The 23,588-nt window shown below is 63.8% G+C and carries 15 protein-coding genes; 5 read left to right on the top strand and 10 right to left on the bottom strand.

All coding sequences use genetic code 11. The features are described from left to right. Position 1: 1 nt before the first annotated feature. Genes M2339_RS05420 through M2339_RS05405 form a run of 4 tightly spaced genes read left to right on the top strand, consistent with a single transcriptional unit; the run spans position 2 to position 7,204 of the window. On the top strand, positions 2-2,365 hold the full coding sequence (locus tag M2339_RS05420) for a DEAD/DEAH box helicase (protein ID WP_264606255.1): 2,364 nt from the start codon (positions 2-4) through the stop codon (positions 2,363-2,365). Next, on the top strand, positions 2,362-3,240 hold the full coding sequence (locus M2339_RS05415) for a hypothetical protein (RefSeq protein WP_264606254.1): 879 nt from the start codon (positions 2,362-2,364) through the stop codon (positions 3,238-3,240). Before M2339_RS05420 ends, M2339_RS05415 begins: the two co-directional genes overlap by 4 nt. Continuing rightward, entirely contained in the window at positions 3,237-6,509 is a 3,273-nt protein-coding gene (locus tag M2339_RS05410) for a hypothetical protein (RefSeq protein ID WP_264606253.1), read from the top strand. Before M2339_RS05415 ends, M2339_RS05410 begins: the two co-directional genes overlap by 4 nt. Further along, positions 6,506-7,204 carry a hypothetical protein gene (locus tag M2339_RS05405; protein ID WP_264606252.1) on the top strand — a complete coding sequence of 233 codons (699 nt, stop codon included), beginning with the start codon at positions 6,506-6,508 and terminating at the stop codon, positions 7,202-7,204. The genes M2339_RS05410 and M2339_RS05405 overlap by 4 nt, the downstream gene beginning before the upstream one ends. Here M2339_RS05405 and M2339_RS05400 read toward each other — a convergent pair. The 10 genes from M2339_RS05400 to M2339_RS05355 all read right to left on the bottom strand — a co-directional run bounded on the left by M2339_RS05400 (position 7,191) and on the right by M2339_RS05355 (position 22,800). Further along, positions 7,191-13,523 carry an AAA domain-containing protein gene (locus M2339_RS05400; protein WP_264606480.1) on the bottom strand — a complete coding sequence of 2,111 codons (6,333 nt, stop codon included), beginning with the start codon at positions 13,521-13,523 and terminating at the stop codon, positions 7,191-7,193. The two genes, M2339_RS05405 and M2339_RS05400, sit on opposite strands and share 14 nt — an antisense overlap. Further along, entirely contained in the window at positions 13,520-15,817 is a 2,298-nt protein-coding gene (locus tag M2339_RS05395; protein ID WP_264606251.1) for a hypothetical protein, read from the bottom strand. The genes M2339_RS05400 and M2339_RS05395 overlap by 4 nt, the downstream gene beginning before the upstream one ends. Before the next feature lie 34 nt (positions 15,818-15,851). Continuing rightward, entirely contained in the window at positions 15,852-16,562 is a 711-nt protein-coding gene (gene queC, locus M2339_RS05390) for a 7-cyano-7-deazaguanine synthase QueC (RefSeq protein ID WP_264606250.1), read from the bottom strand. Continuing rightward, on the bottom strand, positions 16,559-16,933 hold the full coding sequence (locus tag M2339_RS05385; protein ID WP_264606249.1) for a 6-pyruvoyl trahydropterin synthase family protein: 375 nt from the start codon (positions 16,931-16,933) through the stop codon (positions 16,559-16,561). The genes queC and M2339_RS05385 overlap by 4 nt, the downstream gene beginning before the upstream one ends. Next, positions 16,933-17,565, bottom strand: a complete 633-nt coding sequence (gene queE, locus M2339_RS05380; protein ID WP_264606248.1) for a 7-carboxy-7-deazaguanine synthase — start codon at positions 17,563-17,565, stop codon at positions 16,933-16,935. Before queE ends, M2339_RS05385 begins: the two co-directional genes overlap by 1 nt. Then, the gene (dbpB, locus tag M2339_RS05375; protein ID WP_264606247.1) at positions 17,562-18,650 is read right to left on the bottom strand and encodes a DGQHR domain-containing protein DpdB; all 1,089 of its coding nucleotides are present in this window, start codon (positions 18,648-18,650) and stop codon (positions 17,562-17,564) included. Before dbpB (M2339_RS05375) ends, queE begins: the two co-directional genes overlap by 4 nt. Continuing rightward, positions 18,613-19,941: a tRNA-guanine transglycosylase DpdA gene (gene dpdA, locus M2339_RS05370; protein ID WP_264606246.1), complete on the bottom strand. Its 1,329-nt coding sequence runs from the start codon at positions 19,939-19,941 to the stop codon at positions 18,613-18,615. Before dpdA ends, dbpB (M2339_RS05375) begins: the two co-directional genes overlap by 38 nt. After that, positions 19,938-21,059: a DGQHR domain-containing protein DpdB gene (gene dbpB, locus M2339_RS05365; protein ID WP_264606245.1), complete on the bottom strand. Its 1,122-nt coding sequence runs from the start codon at positions 21,057-21,059 to the stop codon at positions 19,938-19,940. The genes dpdA and dbpB (M2339_RS05365) overlap by 4 nt, the downstream gene beginning before the upstream one ends. After that, complete coding sequence (locus M2339_RS05360) at positions 21,056-21,979, bottom strand: hypothetical protein (RefSeq protein ID WP_264606244.1); 924 nt, start codon at positions 21,977-21,979, stop codon at positions 21,056-21,058. Before M2339_RS05360 ends, dbpB (M2339_RS05365) begins: the two co-directional genes overlap by 4 nt. A gap of 296 nt (positions 21,980-22,275) precedes the next feature. Continuing rightward, positions 22,276-22,800 (bottom strand): SOS response-associated peptidase family protein, encoded by a 525-nt coding sequence (locus tag M2339_RS05355; protein ID WP_264606243.1) that lies wholly within the window; start codon positions 22,798-22,800, stop codon positions 22,276-22,278. 59 nt (positions 22,801-22,859) lie between these two features. Here M2339_RS05355 and M2339_RS05350 point away from each other — a divergent pair, with 59 nt between their 5' ends. Further along, complete coding sequence (locus M2339_RS05350) at positions 22,860-23,522, top strand: SOS response-associated peptidase family protein (protein ID WP_264606242.1); 663 nt, start codon at positions 22,860-22,862, stop codon at positions 23,520-23,522. Positions 23,523-23,588: the final 66 nt, after the last annotated feature.

Genomic DNA, 23,588 nt, shown 5'->3' with positions numbered 1-23,588 from the left:
CATGGCGCTGATACGGTCGCTGATCCGTCTCAAGGGCGGGCGCATCGACCTTGACGCGTTGCCGCTGGACCTGACTCTGGACGAGTATGCCTTGCTCGGGCGTTTCGGGCTCGCCCGCACCAACTCCGATACCGCGCTGCGCATCGTCGATGAAGACGACCAGCCCGGCCTCGATGGGCTGACCGCCGCCCTGCGGTTCGATTCGATCCCGCGTCATGCCTATGAGCCGGCGTCACCGGACGGTGTATTGCTGCGGTTGAGCCAGCATGAGCGATATCGAACGATCGCGCAAAAAGCCGCAACCCGCGCGCTGCTCACCCAACCGCCTGGGTCGGGTCTCATGGTCAGCATGCCGACGGGGTCGGGCAAGAGCCTGTTGTTCCAGATCGCCGCCAATTTCGAGCGCGAAACGCAGCCAGGCGCGTGCGCGATCGTGATCACCCCGACCGTCGCCCTTGCGCTCGATCATGAGCGCACTTTGTCGGGCATGCGCGGGTTGGAAGCGAGCAAGGCGCTCACCGGCGACACGCCGTTCGCGGAATCGGAAGCGATCATCAACGGCTTTCGCCGGGGCGAAATCCCGCTTGTCCTGCTGTCGCCAGAAAAGGCACTGAACCCGGCGTTGCTCGACCACCTCATGGAAGCGGCGCTACCGCATTCGGCCGAGTTTGGCCTCGAGGCCCGTCTGACGCATGTCTTTGTGGACGAAGCTCATATCATCGAGAGCTGGGGCCGGGGCTTCCGGCCTGATTTCCAGCGCTTGCCGGCGCTGCTTGGTCGGCTTCGCCGGGCCAATCCGGCGATCCGCGCCGTGCTGTTATCGGCGACCTTGCCCGAGAGCGCCCGAACCGTCCTGCGCAGCGCGTGGCGTCTGGACGGCGAATGGCTTGAGATCGACGCGCGTCTCCCGCGCTACGAGCATGATATCGTCGTCTCTCACTATGTCTGGGAAAGCCAGCGGCACGCGGCGCTCGATTATCTCCTTGACCGGGCTCCCCGGCCGGTCATCGTCTATACGACGCAGATTGCCGACGCCGCCGCATTGCACGCGCGCCTCGCCGATGCTGACCATGGCTTCGATCGGCTCGAATTGTTTACCGGCGACACGGGGCCGCGCGACCGGCGTCGGATCGTCGATGCCTGGGCCGCCGATCAAATCGATATCGTCGTTGCAACCTCGGCATTTGGCATGGGTATCGACAAGCCTGACGTGCGCTCGGTCATTCATGCCTGCCTGCCCGAGGGCCCGGCACGCTGGTATCAGGAGATCGGGCGCGCCTCGCGGGACAATGGCCAGGGACTGGCGGCATGCCTGTTCGTCGATGGACCCAGCGACAGCGATGTGAAACAGGCCTATGGTCTGGCAACCTCGGGCTGGTTGACGCGCGATCTTGCCGAGCAGCGGTGGGCGGGCCTGCTTAGCGCGGCGACTGGCAAACGCTATGTCGGCGAGCATCTGCAGATGACGATCGATCTCGATGCGTTTCGCGAAGGCCTAAGGCCGCGCGCCGGCGACTGGAACCGCGGCTGGAATATGACCTTGCTAACGCTCATGCAGCGCGCCGGAATTCTGCGCGTCCTGTCGATGCCAGTGGAGGGCGACCAACCCGAGTTCGCTTGGACGGTGGAAATCCTCGATGCTCGTGCGCTGGTGGGTGTCGACGACGCGCTGTGGCAAGCGGTCGCTGCCGTGCGAGACGGCGAACTGGCCGACGTCAAGGCGGATCTCGACGCCTTCGTGAAACTCATGCGCCATCCGGCGAAGGCCTGCGTCACGCGGACGGCGTTCGAAATCATCGAGCCACGGACCTACGCTCCGGCGTGCGGCCGCTGCCCCTATTGCCGAAAAGCGGGCATGTCCCCGCCCAGCCACCTGATCGCGGCCGGTCTGGAACAGCGCTGGCGAACGCGGCCTGCCTGTCGCACGGCGCTCCCCGCGGAAACCCTGCTCGTGGCGCCGAGTGATCCGCATTTCGAGGGCGGTTTTCCCGATCTAATCAAGTGCCTTACCGCAGCCGGTGTGGATCAAATTGTCCTGCCGCACGGATTGGCGAGACAGGCTGCCCAGCTTATGCTGAATTCAGCGACACGACTGGGACTCGTGATCGACGAGCGGGAGTGGACGGGGGAAAATCAATTGGCGGATGTGCCAACTGCTATTGTATTGCCAGACGACGCTTTCCTTGCAGAGGCGCTGATCGATCGTGCCCGTGACTTTAGGGCGCGCTCCAGCTCTCCGCTCCTTATCATTTCTCGACCAGATCGTGTGGTTCGCGGACGGCGGCTCGACCAGACCATCTCGCGCTATGCACCCTATGCGGAAAACCAACTTGCCGCTCTCGCCGAGATCGAGGACGGCGCGTGACTCTGCTCTCCAGCCCTCAAGGCACACCGGAACGCGTCTGGTCGCTTGTCGCCGGCCTGTTTGCCTTGGGCGGATCCTCGCCGCGGGCTACCTATGAAGCGCTGCTCAATCCCGGGTTCGAGCGCGACGGCGCGGAGGTGAAGGCCAAGGCGACGCTCGCGTCGGACGCGCATAACGCCGCGCTCAGCCTGGCGCTGGTCGACTCCGCACGCGACCAGGTCAGTCTTGCCGTTTCGCTGCCGGAGACTTTTCCGCAATTCGCCGATCTGGTCCACGACCGCCTGATCGCGCTCGACACGGGCGACGGCGATGCCGCGCTGCTCGAGGGTTTTGCGTGGATGGTCGCCGAGAGCGATCGCAAGAACGGTCTCGAATGGATCTACCAGGCTGGCCGTGAGGAGTTTGCCGACAAGGCCAATGCCGGGCTGACCGGCAAGGAAATGAATTCGACGAAGGCCGTGGCATGGCGCCGCTGGCTCGCCTTTCTCGGCCTGGGCCTCCCGATGCCGTCAGACCGGTCCGCACCCGATTACCCCTCGCCCGCCTCGCGCATTCTACGTGAGATCGAACGTTCCGGGATCGAGCGTGGCTCAATATTGCCGGCCAGCGACTTCGTCGCCTTGGTCGCCCGCCGCATGCCCTATCTCGATCGCGGCCGGTTGTTCGTCCAGGCATGTCAGCGGATCGGCCATGCGCCCCCTGTCGGACGCCTGTCCCCGCTGCTGAGCGCGGCATTGCGCGATCTGCACGACGACCAGAGCCTGCGTCTCGTGCCGAGTGGCGATGCTGCGGACCGTGTTCGCCTCAGCGCGGACAGTTCGCACGCGATCGACGCCTTCACCACGGTCGTCCTATTCCCAGGCGCGATCCAATGAATGGGCCGTACCCAGCTTGCTGGCGTGCCGAGGACGCGCGATCGATCTTTGTCACCGAGGCGCTCGAGGGCGACGACGCGATCTTCCTCGCCACGCACACGCCAATCGAGGGGTTCGACGTTGCCGGCCGCGATGCTGCCGAGTTTACCGGCCGCGACGAACAGGCGGTTCTCGACACGCTCGCCGATCCGAGCCGGGAACATGCCTTTTGCGTGGTCCAGGGCGAGCCAGGGTCGGGCAAGTCACATCTCATCCGCTGGCTGTCGGTTAACTGGCCGCATCAAACCGACATCAAGCTGTTGCTACGCCGCGCCGATGGCTCGCTTGAGGGTGCCCTCCGCCAGCTTCGTGATCGCCTGCCCATCGAATTCGCGCATCTGTTCGACAATCTTGGGCAACGGCAGAACACATCCTCGCGCGGCCGCTCGAACATCTTCCTCAGCACACTTTCCAATACACTCGAGCCGGGGCATTTCGATCGGGCGATGCCGGACGAGGCCTGGTGCAAGACGTTCGCGCCAGCTGAATTGCTTTCGCATCCGGCGGTCAAGGCCGGCTGGAAAGCGCCATCACGCATCCTCGACCTTCTTGAAGGTGCGGGCGGCGGGCGAAATTCAGCGACGGCGTCGTTCGACCTGTTTGATGTCCAGGAACTCGGCGACCTCTGCCCGCCGCTTCGCGGGCAGGCGGCGATCGCGCATAGTCATGATCTGGCGCGACGGCTCGAACGCGAAGCCGACACGATCCGGGTGTTCCGCGAGGAGCAATGGCTCGCCGACGAACTAGCCGAAGAGCATGCGGACCAGTTCCCGACGAGCCTGGCACTGATGAAGGCACTCAACCTGCGGCGCAATGATGCGATTCAGAATGTGCTGGGTATTTCCGCGCAAGGGCTGAAGACCTTGTTTCGCCAAGTGCGCGAAGCCCTGGCCGACCGCAAGCAGCGGCTCGTGCTGCTGCTCGAAGACATCACCAGTTGGGAGGGACTGGATGACAGCCTGATCGACGTCCTGGTGTTCAATGCAGCCGCGCGCGGAGAAGCGGATGAGCAAGCGGTTTGCCCGCTCATCTCGGTCGTCGGCGTAACGCCGGCATATTATGACAAGCTGCAAGGCAATTACCGCCAACGCATCACCCATGAGGTGCGGCTCGGGAAAGCAACCGATGGTCTGCAGGATGTCGCGACGTTGCGGGAGGGCGAGACCCGGCGACAGTTCGCAGTGCGCTATCTTGCAGCGGTACGCGCCGGGCCCGCTGCGCTCAACAACTGGCTGGCGGAAAGCCGGCAGGGCCGTGAGGCGCCGCCGCCCAATCGCTGTATCGAATGCCCTCGGCAAGAAGTGTGCTTCGACATCTTCGGCGCCGAGGACGGGATCGGCCTGTTTCCCTTCACGCCGCATGCGTTCGACCGCTTCTATGAGGCGCTCAAGGAGAATGACAATGGTCAGACCTGGAAGACGCCGCGCGGTATCCTGCAAGCAATCCTGAACCCCAATTTGCTGCAGCCCGACAGCCTTGCCGCCAAAACCTATCCGGGCAGCTTCATCGAGCCAGACGCCTTTCGCGCCGATCGTCGATCCGATCTGGCGCTTGCGCCTCGGCTCAAGCAGATCGTCGATAACCGGATCGAGGCACCCGAAGAGCGCGCCCGCATGCGGCGAATGCTCGCTTATTGGGCCAATCCGGATCGGGCTGACACGACGTCGCTTGGCGAAGGCCTTGCCTTTGCGGGTACCAGCCGAGCGGTGTTTGATGCCTTCGGTCTGCCGTGGATCGGAGCAGACGATGCATCGGCTGCGGCGCCGATCGCGGCTGCACCGATCATCATCGTACAGCCGATCGTCGATACGCCGACGGACGACGAAGACGAACCGCCGCAACGCCCCGGTGGTCTTGCCCCAATTCGCCCGGCACGGCCAATTGTCTCGGCACCCAAACCGAAAAGGTTGATGCCGACCAAGAGCGAACTCGAGGTCCTGCGCGAGCAGATCCGAAGCTGGACGCCCAGCGACGCGATCCAGAATGGCAGCCGATGGAACGAGATCCTCTTCCTCCTGGTCGAGGAAATCGACAGTCGCGCGATCGGCGTGCCGCCGCCGTTGTTCCAGAAGTTGATCACGCGCGACATGGTCAAATTGCAGGGCACCGCCACGCGCCAGCTCGACTATTTCACACTTTCGGCAGAGCCCTGGGTTCGCAACGGTCTCGAAGCGTTCATTTCACTGCGGCTCGACACGGGCATGTCGTTGGAGGACGCTGAATATCATCGGCGTAGCCTCGCGACGATGATGCGTCGGCTGGCGACCACCATGGTCGCGTATCTCGATCGCAAAATCCCCCGGCTCGCTGATGGCGCGCGCTGGTCCCAGGTGGCGACATTCGCGCAGGTTCTGCTCGCCCGCGCCTACCTGCGCGGCGCGACCAGCGTCGATGCGCCCGTTGCCGACCAAATGCGCGCGATCTTGAGCGATGAGGGTCTGTCGGAGACGGATTTCAGCGCCCGCAGTGCGCCATGGCAGGAATGGCTCACCGCCACCAAGGGCTTCCATGAGCGTCTGCGCACCGAACTTCGTGCGATGATCAGTCTCAATCTCACCGATAATGCGACCGGAACCAGCGGCGGTAGCGCGCTGATCGATTCCAGCGAACTGATGGGCGCGATCGTCCGGTTGGGCGAGACCGGGCGGTGCGACCCGGTGCCGGAAGAAAACGGCGCCCTCCCCGATCTGTACAAGCGCGCCCGTGAACTGGCCGGCACTTGGAATGAAAAGCGCAACCATATCGAGCGCACCGAATTCGGGCAGATCAAGGGTCGGGCAGACACGCTGTCCGGCTTGCTGCGTGGAAAGGATGTCGCAACCCACCTCGGTCGCCTCGACCGCTGCATCACGGGCATCGCCGAATTGCTGACCGGCGCCGCCGCCGACAAGGTGCTGGCATGGCGGCAAGCCAATGACCGGTTAAGGGTAAGACTGAGCGAAGGCGCGGGGACGCGGGCCGAAACCCTGATCTTTGCGCTGGAGGAAGAGGAGATCCCGGCGAAGTTGCTTCAGCGCCTGGCTTGGCTTGCGCAGCAGCCAGCGCGCGATCTCGAGGACATCTTGGTCACCGCGCAGACAGGCGAACGCGCGGTCGACGATTTGCGAAATCACGCGCAGGACTGCGTCCGCGAAGCCGGCAGCGGCGGCTCGCTATCCGAGGTAAAGGCGGTTGGAAAGGCCCTTCAGGCCGCGGTCGCCAAGCCGGCCACGCAAGGGACCGAGGCATGAGCGACGCCCTACTCGAGGCCGAAACGCTGCTGGAGCAATTGCCCGAAGCGGTTTCGCGCCGCACGCTTGGCGAGCGGTTGGGCAAGGCGATCACCGAATTGCGCACGGCCGGTCACCAGATCCAGCGGATGACTGCTCTGGTCGAGACCGCAGACATGACCGGATTCGGAACGCCTGCGCACCAGCGCGAAGTGCTGACGGAAATGATTGAGTGCGCGCAAGCGGTCGGCGAGGCTCTTGAAGATGCCGAGGATGCTGAGGCGTTACGCGCAGCGGTCTATGAATATTCGACCGACCTCAGCCGGGCGATCGCGGCGCTCGAGCGTTCGATTCGGGACCATTGGCGAGCAGTCGCCAGCGAGCGATATCAGCCGCTCATCGGATTGGGGGAGTTGCTAACGTCGATGAATGTCGCCAACAATCTCGGCCCGCGGCTGGTCGCGTGCGGCCGAAACGGCGTTAACTCGGCCAACGTGGCATCCGCCGCCGACCTTCACGGCGCCGTTTCGACGCTGTCGAAGGAATATGATGCGCTGCAGGCCGAGCGCGCTGCCGAGATCGACGAAGACGAGGTGGGTGAATTCATCAACGCACTTGCGGACAAGCGCGCGACCCTCGCTATGGTAACGCCGAAGGTCCAGGCTTGGCTCGCCGAACATGCGGCGCTCGACCGGCTCGGGATTACGACCCGCTAGCTAGAAAGCGCTGGAGCAACGACCGGCTGACGCTGGCCTCGGCAAGACTGTCGCTCATCAGATCACTGGCCTGGTGAACGCAGCTTCGGCATCCATCGGCACAGAGCGGCGCTGACAGACGGAATACTTGCTCGGCGAGCCGCGCTTCCGGTCCGAGCGAACCAGCGGCGTTGCGATCGAGCGCGGCGTAGGCATCATACAGACGTTTGAGTATTGGAGCGGTGCCCTGAGATGCGGCATCGACCGCTGCCGACGCCAACTCCCATCCCAGCACCGGTCGGTCGAGCGAACCAAAGGCGGCGCTCCGCACCTGCTCGATGTCGGCGGCGACATCGTACAGGGCGAAAGGCTCCGCCTCGACCGCCTCCTGTGCGAACAGGGTACGGACCAGCACTTGCGGTAGCACAGGGCCCGCGTCGGAAGGCGCCGCCGCACCAAGTTCCTGTGCGATACCGCCAAGTGCGGCAGGGTCACGCGGATCGAATGTTCGCCAGACATCATGCCGATCTGGCATTGCCCAAAATCGCCTGACCATCGCATCCTCATCGGCGTTGGGGCACGCCCCGAGATAGCCATCGGCGACAAGGTCCAGCAAAGCGGGCCAATTGTCGATCACGCCGCGGACCGTGCCATCACCGTGCGCTCCCGCCTCGCAAATCGTGATGCGATTGCCGGCGTCGGCACCGAACTGCAACGGAAGCTTCGTATGGGCGAGCAATTGTCGTTCATCGCCCTGCCCGACCTGCGTCACGAGCAGCTTCAGCCGCACGGTCAATGAATGAACAATCGCGGAGCGCAGATACCCGTGCATAGCGACGGGATCGCGGACGTCCTTGAGCGCCTCGCTCAGCACGGTGTGAAAGGCGTCGTCACTGAGAGTTAACGCGGCGCGGGCGACGCGGGTGATGGTCATCAGGGGATGCTGGCTTAGCAACTGCTGGCGCACGTCCTCGAACAAGGTGGCAAGCGCTGAAGGTGACCAAAAGCGCGCAAGACGGCGCAATTGTGGTGCAAAGGTCGGATGGGAGGCAGCGGCAGCGATAATGTCGGCACCCAAGCGAGCATCATAGCCCGCGATACCGATCGCGCGGCTGCGACTATCGACGAGGTAGCGCAGGAACTGGGCTTCGTGCCAGCGCTGCTGTCCTTCCGCTTCGCCAAATGCAGCCTTAATGCTCTCCACGCAGGCTGTGATCGCCTGCTCGTCGATAACGAACTGGAGGCCTTCGGTCGGCACTTGATAGCCGTGCAGAAGCGTGCGTTCGGTGACAGGATCGGTAAAGATTTGGGACATGCTCAAGAGATCGACACCGCGGCTGTCGAACTTGAGTTCGGCGTCTGCCCCCCAGAATACGCGCGCAACCTCAAGACCGGATGGGTGGCCTGCAACCTCGTCGCCGATATGTGCCGCCACATGCGAGAAACACGCATGTGGCGTGGTGCCGACGTCTCGCGCACGCGCTGGATCGGCCTGGACCAGCAAGAACCCGCACAGGCTTGCGTTGCTATCGTGACGCAGCGGCATCGCGTGAGGGTCGAGCGGCACGATCGCTGGGTCGCGATCGCTGTCGAAGCCGATCTCGGGAGTCCAGTGAGCGCCGGCAATCCAACCGAGTTGCTGCAAGGTGGCGACCGTCGGTCGGCACAGATCGGTGTGAATGTCGCCCAGCGCATCGCGAACGTCGCTTGGAAGTTCCGCGAGCAGCGCGGTACTGTCTGACCGCAATTGTGTGCGTTCGGCGTGTTGATAATCGTCGGCCGCGAGCCAGGGCGCACGGCCATGTACGGGCGGCCGCCAATGGACGATCGATGCGTTGTAGCGCCGTGTCGCATTGCCAGGCGCGATTGTCACAAGAGCGAGGCCGATATCCTCGCCGCCACCGCCGTTGACGCCCGGACCGCCCACGGTAAGCGACGGGAGGTTGATGGTGTCGAACAGCAGGTCGGGCGCCCAGCGAAAATTGCGGCGCATTTCACTTAGAAAGTGGCCCCCTGCGCCAATTTGTGACGCTATGGCGGCGGCCCAGAAGCCGGCAGCGTCGGCGACGCCGAACTCGCTCCAGATACCCGCACCGAAGACAGTTTCAACGAGTTGCCCGGCTTCCATCAGGATCGCGCGCGAGGGCGTATCACCCGGATCCAGAACAGCGCCGCGACCGAGGCTGCGCGAAATACCGTCAAGCAGCGTGGTCAGTGCCTGGCCGCGTCGGACGAAGAAATTGTCGGGATTGAGCGGAATGCGAAACCCCGATGGCGCGATCATCTCGGCCGGGCGCCTGAACCACCAACTGTCGCGCGGGGAATAGATGGAAAGGGTGACCGCAGTAGTCGGACGATCGTCGATGCCCCGGCCGCCGCGTCCCTTGCGCTGGATGAAGCTCGCCAGATTCTGCGGCGCGTAATGCTGATAGACCAGGGTGATTTCCGGATCGTCATAGCCAACCTCAAGAGAGGATGTGGCAAAGACGATGTCGGACCCTTTGACGAGCGCTTCGGCGTCGCTGCTGGTTCCGGAATAGATCGGCGTGCGCGCCACACGCAGCGGGCTGCCGGCGACCCGGCGGCCGTTGGCGCCGCATTGCCGGGCGTCGTTGGCGGCGAACCACCAGCATTCGCCGTCGGCGAAACGGTCGCAACCGATCGGCTCCTTGCAGCACCGGGTCTGGGGCTGGCCGGTCGGATCGTCGCCATAATCAGATATCCGCAGCGCGGCGAGTTCCTTGCCTTCCTCGGCGTCGGAATAAGCGCCGTGTAGTCGACGCATCTTGTCGATCGAATCGAAGAAGACGAGCCCGCGGTACCCGCCTTCCTCGCCGGTGCGGCGGCGTATGCCATGCCCGAGGCACATCAGGCTCTGGATGGTTGTCGAGGCCCCCGCGATGTCGGCGCCTCGCGACTCCACTTCGGGCTGAATGAAGTAGAAGACCTCGCGACCGCGCGGATTTGCTTCCAGTTCCGCGGCTTCCGGACGGATGATCCGCACGTCGGTACGACCGATTAGCCGTCCCCAGGCCTCAGCCGGATCAGAAACGGTCGCACTCATTCCGATCGCGACGAGCGGCCGCGTGTCGGCGCCACTGGTTTCGGCGCGCGCGGCCAGGCGTCGCAGCGCCATGCCAACCTGCGCACCGTGGATGTGGGTATAGAGGTGGATCTCGTCCGCGAGCAGCGCGCGCGGCGGCGCAAAGCGCGGGTCGTCGCCGAACAATGCACCGTAGCGCGGGTCATGCAGCCATTGATGCAAGCTGTCGGTGGTCGGCAGGAACAGGGAGGGCGGACGCTCGCGCAACTGCGCCTTCGATCCGATCCAACCGTCATAGCGCCAGTCTCCCGTCGTACAAATGAGCGCATCGGCGCCGTCGCGCCCGGCGCCGGCGCGCAGATGCAATCCCTGGCCGCAGGATGGACACGCAAAGAAGGGGAACTCGAACGCCGTTGGCCCGGCGGGCCGCCAGACGTCGCGATAGCGCTCGTGCATCCTGTCAAAACTGTCAGGCACGTCGCCGACCTGGAGGCCAAGCGTGAGCATTGGCAGGTTGGGAATGCTGGCGGAGGCAGCGAGATAGCCTGCGAGACGCTGCGCCTGGTTGGCGGCGAGACGAATGCGCGGATAAGCGAGGATTGCCCGCACACCGCGCACGCCCTCGAGCGCGTCACCGAGAGCGCCGGCAATCAGCGGCAGGACCGCAGCTTCGGTCTTGCCCGAGCCGGTGTCCGCGGCAATCGCGATTGCCGAAGGACTTTCCCCGCGCCACGCCTCAAGGCCGTAGATCAGGCCCTTGCGCTGGAACTCCGCGAGCGCGGCTGTTTCGCCCCACTGGCTCGCCAGTGCGCGAAACAGCCCCTCCAGTCCTTGCGCCTGGGCGGGCGAGGCCGCCGCGATCGCCTCGTCGAACACCGCCCGGATCGCACGGTTGCGGACCGGCTTGTTGCGGTCACGAAGTTCGACCTTCAGGTTGCGGACCAGAAAGGGGCGATCATTGGCATCGTCGGTTTTGAAGCGCTGTTTGACGTGGCGGACTTCGCGCGCCAGTTCGGCGACGCGACTGCGGACCCGCGCATCTTCGGCGAGCATGACATGCCCATGGGCCTCGAGCCGCGCCAATGCCGCGACCATATCTTCGTCCCGCCACCGCAGGTCGCGGTTAAGGGTGGTGATCGACGTCCAGCTGTCGAAAATGCCGAAATTGATGCGGGCGACCTCGAGACCTTCGAGGCGGTTCAACACCCGATAGTCGTTGTCCGAGATCGAGGGCAACGGCGCATCGGGCTCAATGTCCTCGTTCTCCGTCGCGGGCGCGGTCATAGCAAGGGTCATCGCGCCACCAGTTGCGCCGATGGTCAGCAGCCCTTCGCCCTGCAATGCCTGAATGACCGGCAGGAAGATGTCGTCCTGCTGTTCCGACATCCACGCGAACCGGTCTCGGGCACGATCGTAGAAGCAGTATTTGCCGGCTCGGCCTTCGCGAATGACAGTGGCGATGCGTGCGCGCACCGTGTCGATATCGATCGGATAGACACGCCGCGCAGCCTCGAACGGCTTGGCGCGCCAATAGCGTCCGAACTTCCCTTCAAGTTGCTCTAGCGAAATCCAGCCAAGCAGGTGCAAGGTACGGGCGTCGGCGAACGGCTCGGCGGAGAGCGCCATCGCTTTACGCACCTGGCTGAGCGTGGCTGAACCATAGTCATTGCTGGCGGAGACGCGCTGTATCGCGGCAAGCAATCCTTCGAGCGCCGGGGTCATCTCCGGCACGTCGGCCTCGACCACGGCGTCAGGCGTCAGGTCGACATCGAGCGGATCGCCATCGAAGCCGCGGGCGCGGATTTGCGTTCGGATCTTCCGGCCACCGGGGCCGTCGAGCACGGTTTCCGCGACGAACCCGCAGGAATAGACGAACTCGCGGAGCAGTTCGGCCTTATCCATCGTTTCCTGCTCAGCCGGTACCGCTTCGAGCAGACGCCGACTGATGATGAGCACCAATTTCGTGCGGGCGCGGGTCGAGGCAACGTTCAGGCGCTCGGGCGAGAAGATGAACTCGGCTTCGGCAAGCGCGAATTCGGGGTCGGCAACGCAATAGGACAGGATGATCGCGTCGCGTTCCTTGCCCTGGATGCGATCGACGGTCTCGACGAATGCATCCGATTTGAGCGCAGCGGGGATCAAGGCGCGGATCGCTGCATTTTGCGCGCGATGTGGGCTGACGACCGCTGCGATCTCGGTCCAGAATTCGGCCGGGGTCACAGGTCCGCCCTGCCCCTCGACCCGATCGGCGAGTTCGAGGGTCAACTTCGCGGCAAGATTGGCCTCGAACGGATTTGAGGTTGCCGCCGCCGGCCCGTCATGGACGAGCACAACGATGGGGAGCGCCGGGTCGAGCGCGACGCGCGAGACCATGTCTAAGTCGTCTCGCCATCCTGCTTTGAGCGCGAGCCGCGCATCTGGGGCAGCCGAGACATAACGCCCGGGATAGAACTTCCGCTCGGGGAAGTTGGCGAGGGGCGCGTTGAGCCGAAACGTCTCTTCCAGCGGAAATTCCGCGGCATTGGCCGATTTGAGAAAGGCGTAGAGCGAGCCGCCCATCTCGCGATCCTCGATCTTGGTCGAGCGCATCGATCGCACCGGCGGCAATTGTTGGTCGTCGCCGGACACAACGATACGGCAATTTGGCGCCATTCCCGCAAGCGCCATCAGGCCTTGGCCAAGCACCATCTGCGAGGCCTCATCGATGCAGATCAGATCGAAGAGCGGCGCCGTCGGGCCATCGACCGTCGGGAGGACGCCCGAGGCGATCAGCCGGTACAGGGACCAGATCGTCGCGCCGACAACAGCACGGCCACTGGCAAGCTGCTGCTCAACCTCGGCTTCATCGCCGCGCTCGATCAATTGCACGCCGGCCGAAAGGCCGCCGCCGGGAGGCGCCCCGTAGAAGATTGGGGCGGGCGCAGTTGGGTCGTGCAATGCCTGTCGCTTGGCAACGGCATCCAGAACGTTGCCCACCGCATTCTTGGTGAAGGCAGTCACCAGGGTTCGCGCAGGGCGCTGATGCAAGGCACGCGTTGCCCCATCGCCGGTGATCAGCCACGACAGCAGATGCGTTTTGCCGGTGCCAGGCGGCCCGAGGACAAGGCCGACGCGTTGGTCCGCCAGTCCGCGCCACGCGCTATCCTGAGCTGGACGGAGTGGGCGGTCGGCGTTGGCGGCGATCGATGGGATCGCGAAGCTCTCGAGGCATTCGGTCCATAAATCACGGTCGGCCGCCGTGGCGGCAAAGCCTCGCGGGTCACGAAGAAAGGAGAGAATGTCGTCGCGCGTGCTCATGGCTGCACCTGGGCGCCGAGGAACTGAAGAAACGCGTCGGCCTTGGGTGAATTGAAATCGACGAAGCTCTGGTCGAGCCACCAGCCATCCTGGCCGGCGCGGCGCTTGACCTCCTGAAAGATCGGATCGGTGAAGTTCGGTCGAAACATGCGCAGGCGCAGCAGATTGGGCGCATCGCCGCTCCATGGCGACATGATATCGCAGCCGATCGTTCGCCACAGGCGCGGCTCGAGCACATAGTCGGGATCGCCATCGCTCAGGATCAAGCCCATGGTGCCGGCTGCAATGTCGGCATCTTCGGACTCGCGGGGGATCGCAAAGAGCAAGTAGCTGTACCGTCCTTTGTCGCTCACATTGAGAAGGCGCATCGGACCGATCGCCCGGCCGGCGTCACGGCGCACGCGGGTCGGTTGCGCCAGCCGGATCATCGTATCGAGCAGGCCTGCCCGGTTCTCCAGCAATTCGAAGGCACGTAGGACGTCGAGATCGCCGGCGTCGAGTGGATTGAAGCTGGCTTGCAGCCGAAACGGCTGCTTGTTCAATCGAAGCATCGGTGGGCCGCCCGCATCGACACGGCGCCAATGCTCGGCGCGCAGCCAGTCGGCGATGGCTTGCGTGGCTCCCAAGCGGGCGGATACGTCGGCGCGGATCGCGTCGATATCGGGGCCCTTACCCTGCCCCTCGCGCAAGTGGCGGCTGACATCGAGGGCAAGCAGCGAGGAAAACGGTCGTTCGAAGGCTGGCCCTGGTTGATAGGCGATGCCGATCGCTCCCTCGCGTTGCAGCGCTCCGGACACTTGGCGAAGATCATAGGAAACCGTCACCGGAAGCGAGAGCACCTGTTCGACCACGCTGCGGAGCGCGGTTGCGGGCAAATGCTGCATGCCGCGAAACTCTGGCTCTGGCACGACCTCGTCGGGGGGGAACAGGCGCACCATGTGCAACAGCCCCGTGCGGACGCGGGGGTCGTCGAGATGCCGCTTCACGGCATTCTGCAGCGCCAGCGCCTCGGTTGCTTCGTACAGGAAGATGTGGGCGAAGCGGCTGGCAGGATCGCTTGGGTCGCCGACCGTTTCATTGTGCGCGTCGATCGCTTCGAGATCGACGACCAAGCGCCCGAATATCGACACCAGCGCATCGGCCTCGCTGCGGCGATCGCTCGTCGCCAGGACCTCGATATGCTCGCGGACGCCCGTCCCATCGACATAGCGGTACCCGAGCGTGACGAGCGTGTCGTCGACCGGATCATTGTCCGCCACCAGATAGATCGCCGCATCTGCCCTTGGCGGCATGAGAAAACTGTGGGGGTCCGGACCAGGCTGCACAGCGTCGTCACGTAGCGCACGGGCGCGGCTGACGAGTTGATCGGCCCGGCGCGACAGCGACCAGCCCGCGCCGTCGATGCGACCGACACCGGCGCCGAGGTCTGCCAAACTGGCAACGGTGCCGACCCCGATCGACAGCAACGTCCGCTTCGCTTCGTGGCTGAGCCCCGCGACCGCTGACACGTCGCGCGCATAAGCGGGCCGGCCCGGACCAACCGCATCGATACAGTGCGGCAAATAGGAACATTGCTCGCACTTGAAGTAGACGTGGAAAAAGGTCTCGTCGCGCCCGGGTGCGACCACCTTTTCGGCAATCGCCGGCAGCGTTGACCGGCAAAAGTCTTCGACAAGCCGCAGATAGGGACCGAGCGCGAACGGTTCGGCGGTCCAGCGATTGCCTTCAGCGTCCCCATCATCAGGAATCCGCCAGATCTCGCCGACCGCCTCGACGGTTGCCGTTACGCCGAGTTCGTCGAGCATTGCACGCAACAGCAAGACGTAAAAGGCGACCTGCGTCTTGTGAAAGGCCCGCGCCGCCCGCGTCGCCTTGATGTCGATGACGGTAAAGTGAAGTTGGCCGGATCGCACCTCGCGCCGGATCAGATCAGCGAAGGAGCGGCGCAGCTTGATGTCCGCGCCGCCGACGAAGGTCGGAAGTCCGCGCGGTCGCAGATTGACTTGCGCGGCGTAGGTCGCCGGTCCCTGGCCGCGCAGGAAGGCGACGGCATGTCGCTCAAGCAGGCTTTCCTCGCCCACTCCAGGACGCAGAACATCCGCGTCGCGCGCCAGTCGGGCGACAACTCGGTTTTCATAATCGACGCCGAGCGTTGCCCAAGGCTGTTCACGCTGATCCTTCGCCACGGGTATCGCGGCAAGTTCGGACGGGTCCATGATCTCGTAGCGCGTCTTGCGTTCGCAACGATATTGAAACCAGGACTTGATCGTCGAGCCGCTCAGGCCTGAAGCCATTCTTTCCCCCGCACGCCGGTTGTCCCGGCCGATGTCATGCTGCGCTCTGTGCTACGAAGCTCTCCCAGCCCTTTTGTCGCAGATCGCATGCAGGGCAGCTAGCGCAGCCGTAGCCCCATTCGTGCAGCGTTTCATGGTCGCCCATATAGCAGCTGTGCGTGTGGTCGCGGATCAGATCGACGAGCGGCGCGCCACCCAGTCTCTCAGCCAGCGCCCAGGTCTGCGCCTTGTCGATCCACATCAGGGGCGTGTCGACGACGGTGTTGCTGCCCATGCCAAGATTGAGCGTGACCTGGAGCGACTTCAGCGTGTCGTCGCGGCAGTCGGGATAGCCCGAATAATCGGTCTCGCACATTCCGCCGACCAGGTGCCGCAGGCGGCGCCGATAAGCGAGCGCGGCAGCCAGCGTGAAGAACAGGAGGTTGCGTCCGGGGACGAAAGTGTTGGGCAGACCATCATCGCGAAGCGCGATCTCGGCGTCGCGCGTCAGTGCTGTTTCGCTGACCTGGCCGAGGATCGACAGGTCGAGCATATGGTCAGGCCCGAGCCGCGCGGCCCAAGCCGGATTGATACCGACGACCGATGCGCGGAATGCCTCGCGGCAGTCGAGTTCGACGCGGTGACGCTGACCATAATCGAAACCGACGGTCTCGACGGTATCGAACCGATCCAGTGCCCAGGCGAGGCATGTGGCGCTGTCCTGGCCGCCGGAGAAGAGGACGAGCGCGCCGGAGTCGCTGGTCATGCCGCGACTTCCTCGCCCCAATAGGAGCAGGCTTCGCCGCTGCTGTCGCGGTAGACGCTGACCTTGAACAGATTGCCCACTTCCGGCAAGAGCCGGTTCCAGATCCAGCGGCTGAGATTTTCCATTGTGGCCGGTCCGAGATCGTTGATCTCGTCGAGGAAGCGATGGTCGAGCGCATCGCGGGCATCCGCCATGGTCCGCTCGAGAAGCCCGAGATCGACGATCATACCGGTCGCCGGATCGGGGCGGCCGCGCACGGTCACTTCGGCGCGGTAGCTATGGCCATGGATGCGCCGGCTCGATTCGGTGTCGATCGACCGGTCGAGGGTGTGGGCGGCATCGAAACGAAACTGCTTGCTGAGTTCGAACATCAGCGGATTCCGATCATCTTGTGCGACTGGAGCGACAGGCGCCAGCGCGGGTTGTCGGTGCAATAGCTAATCGCCGCCTCAAGATTGGCGGCGGCGGTCGGTGAGTCCATCGGCTGCAGGAAGAAATGGTCGAACGCCAGATGCGCAAACCGCTCGGGCAAGGCGGTCTCCTGCGGATAGACGAGCTTCAACTCATGCCCCGATTGCAGCACAAGGTCGGCATTGGCCTTCGGGCTGACGCAGATCCAGTCGAGCCCGGCGGGCGGGGCTTGCGTGCCGTTGGTCTCGACCCCGATCTCGAAGTCGCGGGCATGGAGTGCTGCGACCAGCGCGTCATCGACCTGAAGCAGTGGCTCGCCGCCGGTCAGCACGACATAGCGGTTGGCGGCGGAACCCTTCCATTCGGCGGCGATCGCATCGGCCAGCGCGTCGGCGTCGGCGAAGCGACCGCCCCCGGTGCCATCCATGCCGACGAAGTCGGTATCGCAAAAGGTGCAAACCGAGGTGGCGCGATCGGCATCGCGGCCCGACCAGAGGTTGCAGCCGGCGAAGCGGCAGAATACCGCGGCACGGCCCATCCGCGCGCCTTCACCCTGGAGGGTCTTGAAGATTTCCTTGACCGCGTAGCTCACGCCGTCCCCGCCTCGGGTTCGAGGAGCGGCACCGGCGCCGCCTTGCGGCGCTTGCGCTGGTCGGCCTTCACGATGCCGATCAGATAATGTTTGAGCAGTGCGATGTCGCGATTGACGTTCTGCAAGGAATTCCAGCGGCGGACCTCACCCGACAATTCCCATTCGCCGCTGGTCCAGGCGGTTTTGTCTTTGAGACATTCCAGGCCTTCGCGGAATTCCTCGACGCTGCGCGCCTCGGACCGCTGGGCAAGCACTTCCATGACATCGCCCATCGCCTGGATACCCGCGCCGTGGAGCAGGCGTGAGGTCGCGGGCTTCTGGCCGTGCCAGGCTTCCGGCCAGACTTTCTTCACCGCCTCGAAGAAGTTGGAGACGAGCCGGACACAGCGTTCCACGCCCTTGGGCGATCGGATCATCTCGCGCATAACCCCATTGGTCAGCGACTCCATGATGATCCGTTGCATGACCGTGTCCGCGATGATGCCTTCGGGGCAGGTATGCTGCTTGATATAGCCCTTGAGCGCGGTGTTCTCGAAGTTGAGGCGCGCGGTCAGATCGGATGCGACCGACCGCCGGCTGAGCCGCGGCGGCAGATTGTCCACGGTCGGCAGCAGTTCATAGATCAGCGACTTGGGCAGCGGCTTGGTGTTGTTGATCAGCACGAACTGGCGGCGCAGTTCGGCCTCGTCGCGGCAGATCAGGGCGGACACGAAAATCTGGAAATCGCGATCGACCTCGGCCAGCGCGGACAGGCGCTGCTGGCCGTCGACAACAAGACCCGGGACGCCGGTGCTCATATCGATCGACAAGCGCATGGTGCCGTTGCCGAGGTCCTCGACCTCGACGCGGTCGGTGAAGGCAACGACGATCGGGTTGGGAAGAACCGAATTGGGCTGTTCGAGATAATCGCGGATCTCGCGGATGTGCGCGGCGACCTGCGGACGCTGGAAGCCGCTGAGTTCGCCCTGCGCGTCGCGCCCGATCCGCTCGATCGAGGCGAAGCGGAGGACGTCGGCAGCCGTGGCCGCGAAGCTGAGCACCTGGTGCTCACTGCTCTGCTGCGCACAGACGGCGAGGTAAGTCATTTGGGTTGACGGCACGCTTCAAATCCAGTCGTTCAATATGGTCGTGATAGACCGCGAGATTATGGATCCCGCGGCGCTTGTTGCGGTTGCTGCCGCGAAAAATGATCACGTCGATCGCGGCGTCCTGGCAGATTTTGCAGGGACATTGTTTCCAGGGGCGCTCGCTCAAGGTAATCCGGTAGCGCTGCGCTAGCCGCGCCAGCGCAATGCTGTCTTTGCAGTCTTCGTAGGGCTTCTCCTCGACCAGCGGTGCGCTGTAGACGAGGACATTGTGAAGCGTTTCCTCGAGGTCGGCGGCGCCGCGGTCAAAGGCGCGCAATGAGTTCAGCGCCAGTGCTTCGAGCCGCACCAGTTCCTCGGCGCGGAACATGCCCTTCTTGACGCCCCGCTGCAGCTTGGGGTTCTCGATCGCTTGCGGTACCCGGATCGACGTGAAGTAGCGCAGCCCCAGCCCTTCGCCGGGCAGGTAGTAATTCTGTTTGGCGTCCTTGAACGCGCGGATCAACGGCGAGGTCGTATCGAAACTGGCGATGTCGTAGCCGTGGAAGCTGTCGATATCGTCGGCCTTGGCAAAGCCCAGGATATGGAGCCTCGTCGACGCGGGCACGGCATCGCGGATCGCCTCCAGGACCAGCTTGATCTCGGGCGATTTCAACGGGACCATGCCGCCGATCGCGAGATAGTCATAGCCCATCGTGACAAGCCGCCGCGCCGCCTCGGCCATGCTGCCGGGCGACCAACCCTGCACGACCCCCAAGGGCGTGAAGCTCGCGTCGATCGCCAGTGCTTCATGGCGAAAGGCATCGGCGTTTTCGAGCGTGATCTCGAAGCGCGCCTTGGCGTCGTCAGTGCCGCCGGACATTCCCTGACCAGCGGGGTCGAAATCAAAGATGATATGATCGACCGAACAGCCATGGGTGAAGCCGCATTCGTCGTAGAACTCGGCCATCTCGGAGGCGGTGTAGGGCGGGCGCTCCTCCTGGACGTAGGTGAAGGCACCGCAGTCGCCAAAGATGTCGAGATGCGCGAACTGAGGCGTGTCGAGTCGCAGGAATTTGCGCACGCCGACCAGATGGAAGCGGCGTGCCTGGCTGGCGGTATATTTGCCTTTGACCCGGTGGTCGCCGACGATCCCGCGCGACACCAGCACACCGTCATAGGGGGCGTATCCCAGGATCTCGTGCGGATAGGCATCGTCCCAATAGGGCTGACGCTCGGCCGGACTGCGGTCGCCGATGAAGTCGAAGGCGGGATCGACATAGTCAAGACTGTCGGCGAAAATGAACTTCATGGCGCTGCACGCGCCAGGTCGCGCTCGACATGCATCAGATGATCGCTGAGCTTGGTGATGTGCTGCGAAGTCGACTGGATCTCGTTCCACATCAGCCCGAGGCCTTCCCAAGTGCCGCTAGTCCAGCAGCAATGCGGTGCTAGGCGCTGCAGGGTCGCGCGGATCGCCGCCGCCTTGTCGGCGGCGGCATCGGCGCGAAGCATGACGGTGTCCATCAACGCGCCCATCGCGCGAATGCCGGCCGAATGCATGAGGCGGCTTTCAGTCGCGGGCTTTCCCCAGGCATCGGGGAACGTGTCGCGGACCGCTGTCCAGTATAGCAGCATCGCGCCGTACATCGCCTTGGTGTCGTTGCCGTCGCCATTATGCTTGTACTGACCGAGCGCGCCCGCCGGCGTCCTTAGGCTCGCCTTCATCGTCTCGATCAATGCGCTGTCGGTGACGATGCCGGCGCGGTCCTTGGCGTCGGACTCGCGTTTGATGAGCTTGAAGAAGGGCGACTTGGGATCCGTGTTGAGCGCTTCGCACAAAGTGCTCGGCAATTGCTTGGCAGCGAGGTTGCGCGGCAACAACACGCTGACTTCGGGTAGCAGTTCATTGATCAGCCCCGTCGGGAGCTTGCGGGCCTTGTTGACCAGGATGAACTGCTCGCGCTGAATCGTGAGTTCGTCGGAGATGAACCCGATCACCGGCACCGCGATCGAGCGATCCTTGGCGGCGCCGAGCGCCAGCGAGCGTTGCTGGCCATCGACGATCCAGGCGGCGCGATGGCCTTCGGGATACAGCGGGATTTTGAGCGTGCCGGTCTCGCCAACCTCGCAGGCCGCGTCGGGTGAGCGCCCGCGCGAGCGCGCGAACTCCACCTCGGGCGACATGGCGAGGATGATCGCGTTCGGAAACAGCACCGGGCCGCTGTCGAGGAACGCAGTGATTTCCTTGACGTGATCGCGAATCTCACGTCGCTGAAAGCCCTTCAACTCCTGCTCGTCGCGGCGGATGCGGCTGATATCGGCGATTCGATTGATGTCGGAGCCGTAGAGAAAGAAGGCGAACACGCCAGTCCCTTCTCCCTGCTCCGAGCGGACCGCGCGGACCTTGAGATGCTCGCGCGCGGTCATGCCCTTTCCGCCCGCACTTGGCGGGCTAGATCGGCGAACCGCCCTTGCTCGCAGGCCACGCCGAGATCGTCGCGCAGGCGCCGCAACAGCCGCGCGGTGCTGCCGCGCTCGGCATCCCAATGGTCGCGAATGAGCGCCAACACTTCAGAATTCTCAAGCCGCCGCCGATCGAACCGTGCCGCCATTCGCCAGCCACCGAGCGCAGCCGACACTGCCGCGCCATGCTCGGCCGCCGACCGATTATCACCCTCGCGGATGATATATTCGGCGAAGTGATGCAGCGCGCGTCCGGCAAAGTCGCCGCGCGTCCCGCGCACCGGGCTGTCGGGCCCGTCGAGCCGGTCATCATAAGGCATGATGTAGCGTCGCAGGTTCGGCGCTACGCGATCCATGGGCGCGCGCGTGAACAGCCGCAGTCGTTCAAGGGCCTCCACTGGCAACGCGCAAAGGTCGCTCACGATCATCTCGATATAAGCGTCCGACAAGGCCGCGCAGATGAGCCCTTCAGTCTCGGCAACCACCCCTGCCAGCGATTGGGAGAAGGGCGATGCCCCGCTGAGGGCCTGCCACCAACCAGCCACCGAATAGTCCCCCGTCACCCGCGATGCGATGCTGTCGGCGGCATCGACCAACACGGTGCAGGCATAGGGCGGCACGCGGATGTCTGCCCACACAAGCCCAAGGCCGGCCGAAACAATCAGGACCCGCGCATCGAGCAAATGGGCGGCGAGTTGGGCTTCCTGAAACGAGCGGCCGCCGTAGATATCGCGTGCGGGAAACACATCGGCCGCCGCTGACAAGCGTGCGACCCAGTCGGACGCGACATCAGCGATTGGCGCTTGCGGCAGCGCGGACACATGGAGACTGTCGGGGATCGGCTTGCGCTTGCGATTTGTACAGGTGGTGATCACGAGCGTCACTAAATACGGCCCCCCTATCCGCAATTGCGGATGCATTAATCCATAACGATGGATCGCCGATTTGGCCACATTTAATGCAGGCAGAATGTGTTATTGCTTGACCCGGTAAATGCGAGATCCGGCATGCGCTGTCGCAAATCTGGTGGCCCCTATCCACGGTGCACACCAAATCCGCCTCGGCAATCTCGAATCGGTGCGCACACCAGTCGGGGGTTACGGCACAGCATTTGGTCCTGCGTCGGCGATCACACCTTCGCGTCAAATGTCACGATCAAGATGTCGCAGAAGGCCGTGAGCTAATGAGCCAGATCGATCTGCACGGGCTTTCCAGCGCCGATCTTTTCGACCACAAACAGATGTGCCGGTGGCGTTGCAAGTAGTTTTGGTTCGGCCATCGTACCGTCGAGCCAATCCATAACCTGGCGCCGTAGGATGATTGCCCCGTGTCGCTCCTGGTAGCGAGCAACCTCTGGGTTCGCGGCGACGGTGATGATCCTAAACGCAAGCGGCCAGCCGGCCATCGGCGGCTCCCACACGCCGGCTAGATAGAAGAAATTGCCGTCATCAAGCGTGACGCGATAATCCTTCTTGTCCACCTTCATCCGGAATTCCGAGGCCGGGATCAGGCACCGGTGTGAGGGAAAAGTCTTCCCCTCAGACCGTACAAAACGATATTCGATGCCGTCACAGAACCGTGGGTTGGTGCCCCAGTGCGCGTTGACGACTTCCTTCTTGCCCGAGCCGTCGGGCTTGTATCGAATGATCGGACGAAGGGTGCCCTCCGCCGCATCCGAATCGAACGGGGTTGCGGTAGCGCTCATGATAAGAACATAACTGGAACGAAATTGAGTCGCAAGGATTTGGAGTTAGCTGTCAGAGGATGTGCAACGACTATCGCCTCGAAGTCGAGATCGCCTCGATCATGGAGGATTTCGACGACCTCGAAATCAACATTGAGACGCCAGAAGGCGTGCCGGAGGATAACCCGCGCGCCGACATCAGGATGACCGACGTCGCGCCGATCGTCCGCGCCGTTGAGCGACCACCGGGCAACTATCGTGCGGTCGGCGAGCTGATCAACCGGCGATGGAGCTGGCCCGGCAAGAGCGGCCCCGTCTATAATTTCCGTTCCGAGGGCTTCGGCGGCAAGGCGCCCGACCTCAGCATCAACCGCTGCCTAATCCTCTGCGACGGCTTCTACGAATTCACCAATCCGGTCGTGCCCCGGCCCAAGGACAAGCGGCTCGACAAGTGGCTGTTCACCATGAAGGGCCATCGCTGGTTTTGCATGGCAGGCATCTGGCAGGCCGATCCGAAGGTCGGCGAAGCGTTTACCCTGCTCACCATGGATGCGGGTGACGACATCAAGCCATACCACCACCGCCAGATCATTCCGCTTGCCCGTGACCGGTGGGCGGACTGGCTGAACCCTAAGGTGCCGGCGGAGGATGTCCTCGAGTACCTGCCAACAGGCATGCTCACGGTAACCCAGATTTATCCGCTGCCACCCGGCGAGGCCGAACAGCCTAAACTGGCGCTGTAACGACCAGCCGATCATCGACCCGCTTGACGAAAAGCCAGACTCATCGGAACATAAAGGGAACAAGTG

This window comes from Sphingobium sp. B2D3C (genome assembly GCF_025961835.1).
Classification (GTDB): Bacteria; Pseudomonadota; Alphaproteobacteria; order Sphingomonadales; family Sphingomonadaceae; genus Sphingobium.
This window is presented reverse-complemented; position numbering and strand designations above follow the sequence as displayed.

Coding starts and splice junctions, on each gene's coding strand:
- M2339_RS05405 (WP_264606252.1), top strand. CDS start 6,506: ATGAGCGACGCCCTACTCGAGGCCGAAACGCTGCTGGAGCAATTGCCC.
- M2339_RS05410 (WP_264606253.1), top strand. CDS start 3,237: ATGAATGGGCCGTACCCAGCTTGCTGGCGTGCCGAGGACGCGCGATCG.
- M2339_RS05355 (WP_264606243.1), bottom strand. CDS start 22,800: ATGAGCGCTACCGCAACCCCGTTCGATTCGGATGCGGCGGAGGGCACC.
- M2339_RS05395 (WP_264606251.1), bottom strand. CDS start 15,817: ATGGCTTCAGGCCTGAGCGGCTCGACGATCAAGTCCTGGTTTCAATAT.
- M2339_RS05400 (WP_264606480.1), bottom strand. CDS start 13,523: ATGAGCACGCGCGACGACATTCTCTCCTTTCTTCGTGACCCGCGAGGC.
- M2339_RS05350 (WP_264606242.1), top strand. CDS start 22,860: ATGTGCAACGACTATCGCCTCGAAGTCGAGATCGCCTCGATCATGGAG.
- queC (WP_264606250.1), bottom strand. CDS start 16,562: ATGACCAGCGACTCCGGCGCGCTCGTCCTCTTCTCCGGCGGCCAGGAC.
- dpdA (WP_264606246.1), bottom strand. CDS start 19,941: ATGAAGTTCATTTTCGCCGACAGTCTTGACTATGTCGATCCCGCCTTC.
- M2339_RS05420 (WP_264606255.1), top strand. CDS start 2: ATGGCGCTGATACGGTCGCTGATCCGTCTCAAGGGCGGGCGCATCGAC.
- dbpB (WP_264606247.1), bottom strand. CDS start 18,650: ATGACTTACCTCGCCGTCTGTGCGCAGCAGAGCAGTGAGCACCAGGTG.
- M2339_RS05385 (WP_264606249.1), bottom strand. CDS start 16,933: ATGTTCGAACTCAGCAAGCAGTTTCGTTTCGATGCCGCCCACACCCTC.
- dbpB (WP_264606245.1), bottom strand. CDS start 21,059: ATGACCGCGCGCGAGCATCTCAAGGTCCGCGCGGTCCGCTCGGAGCAG.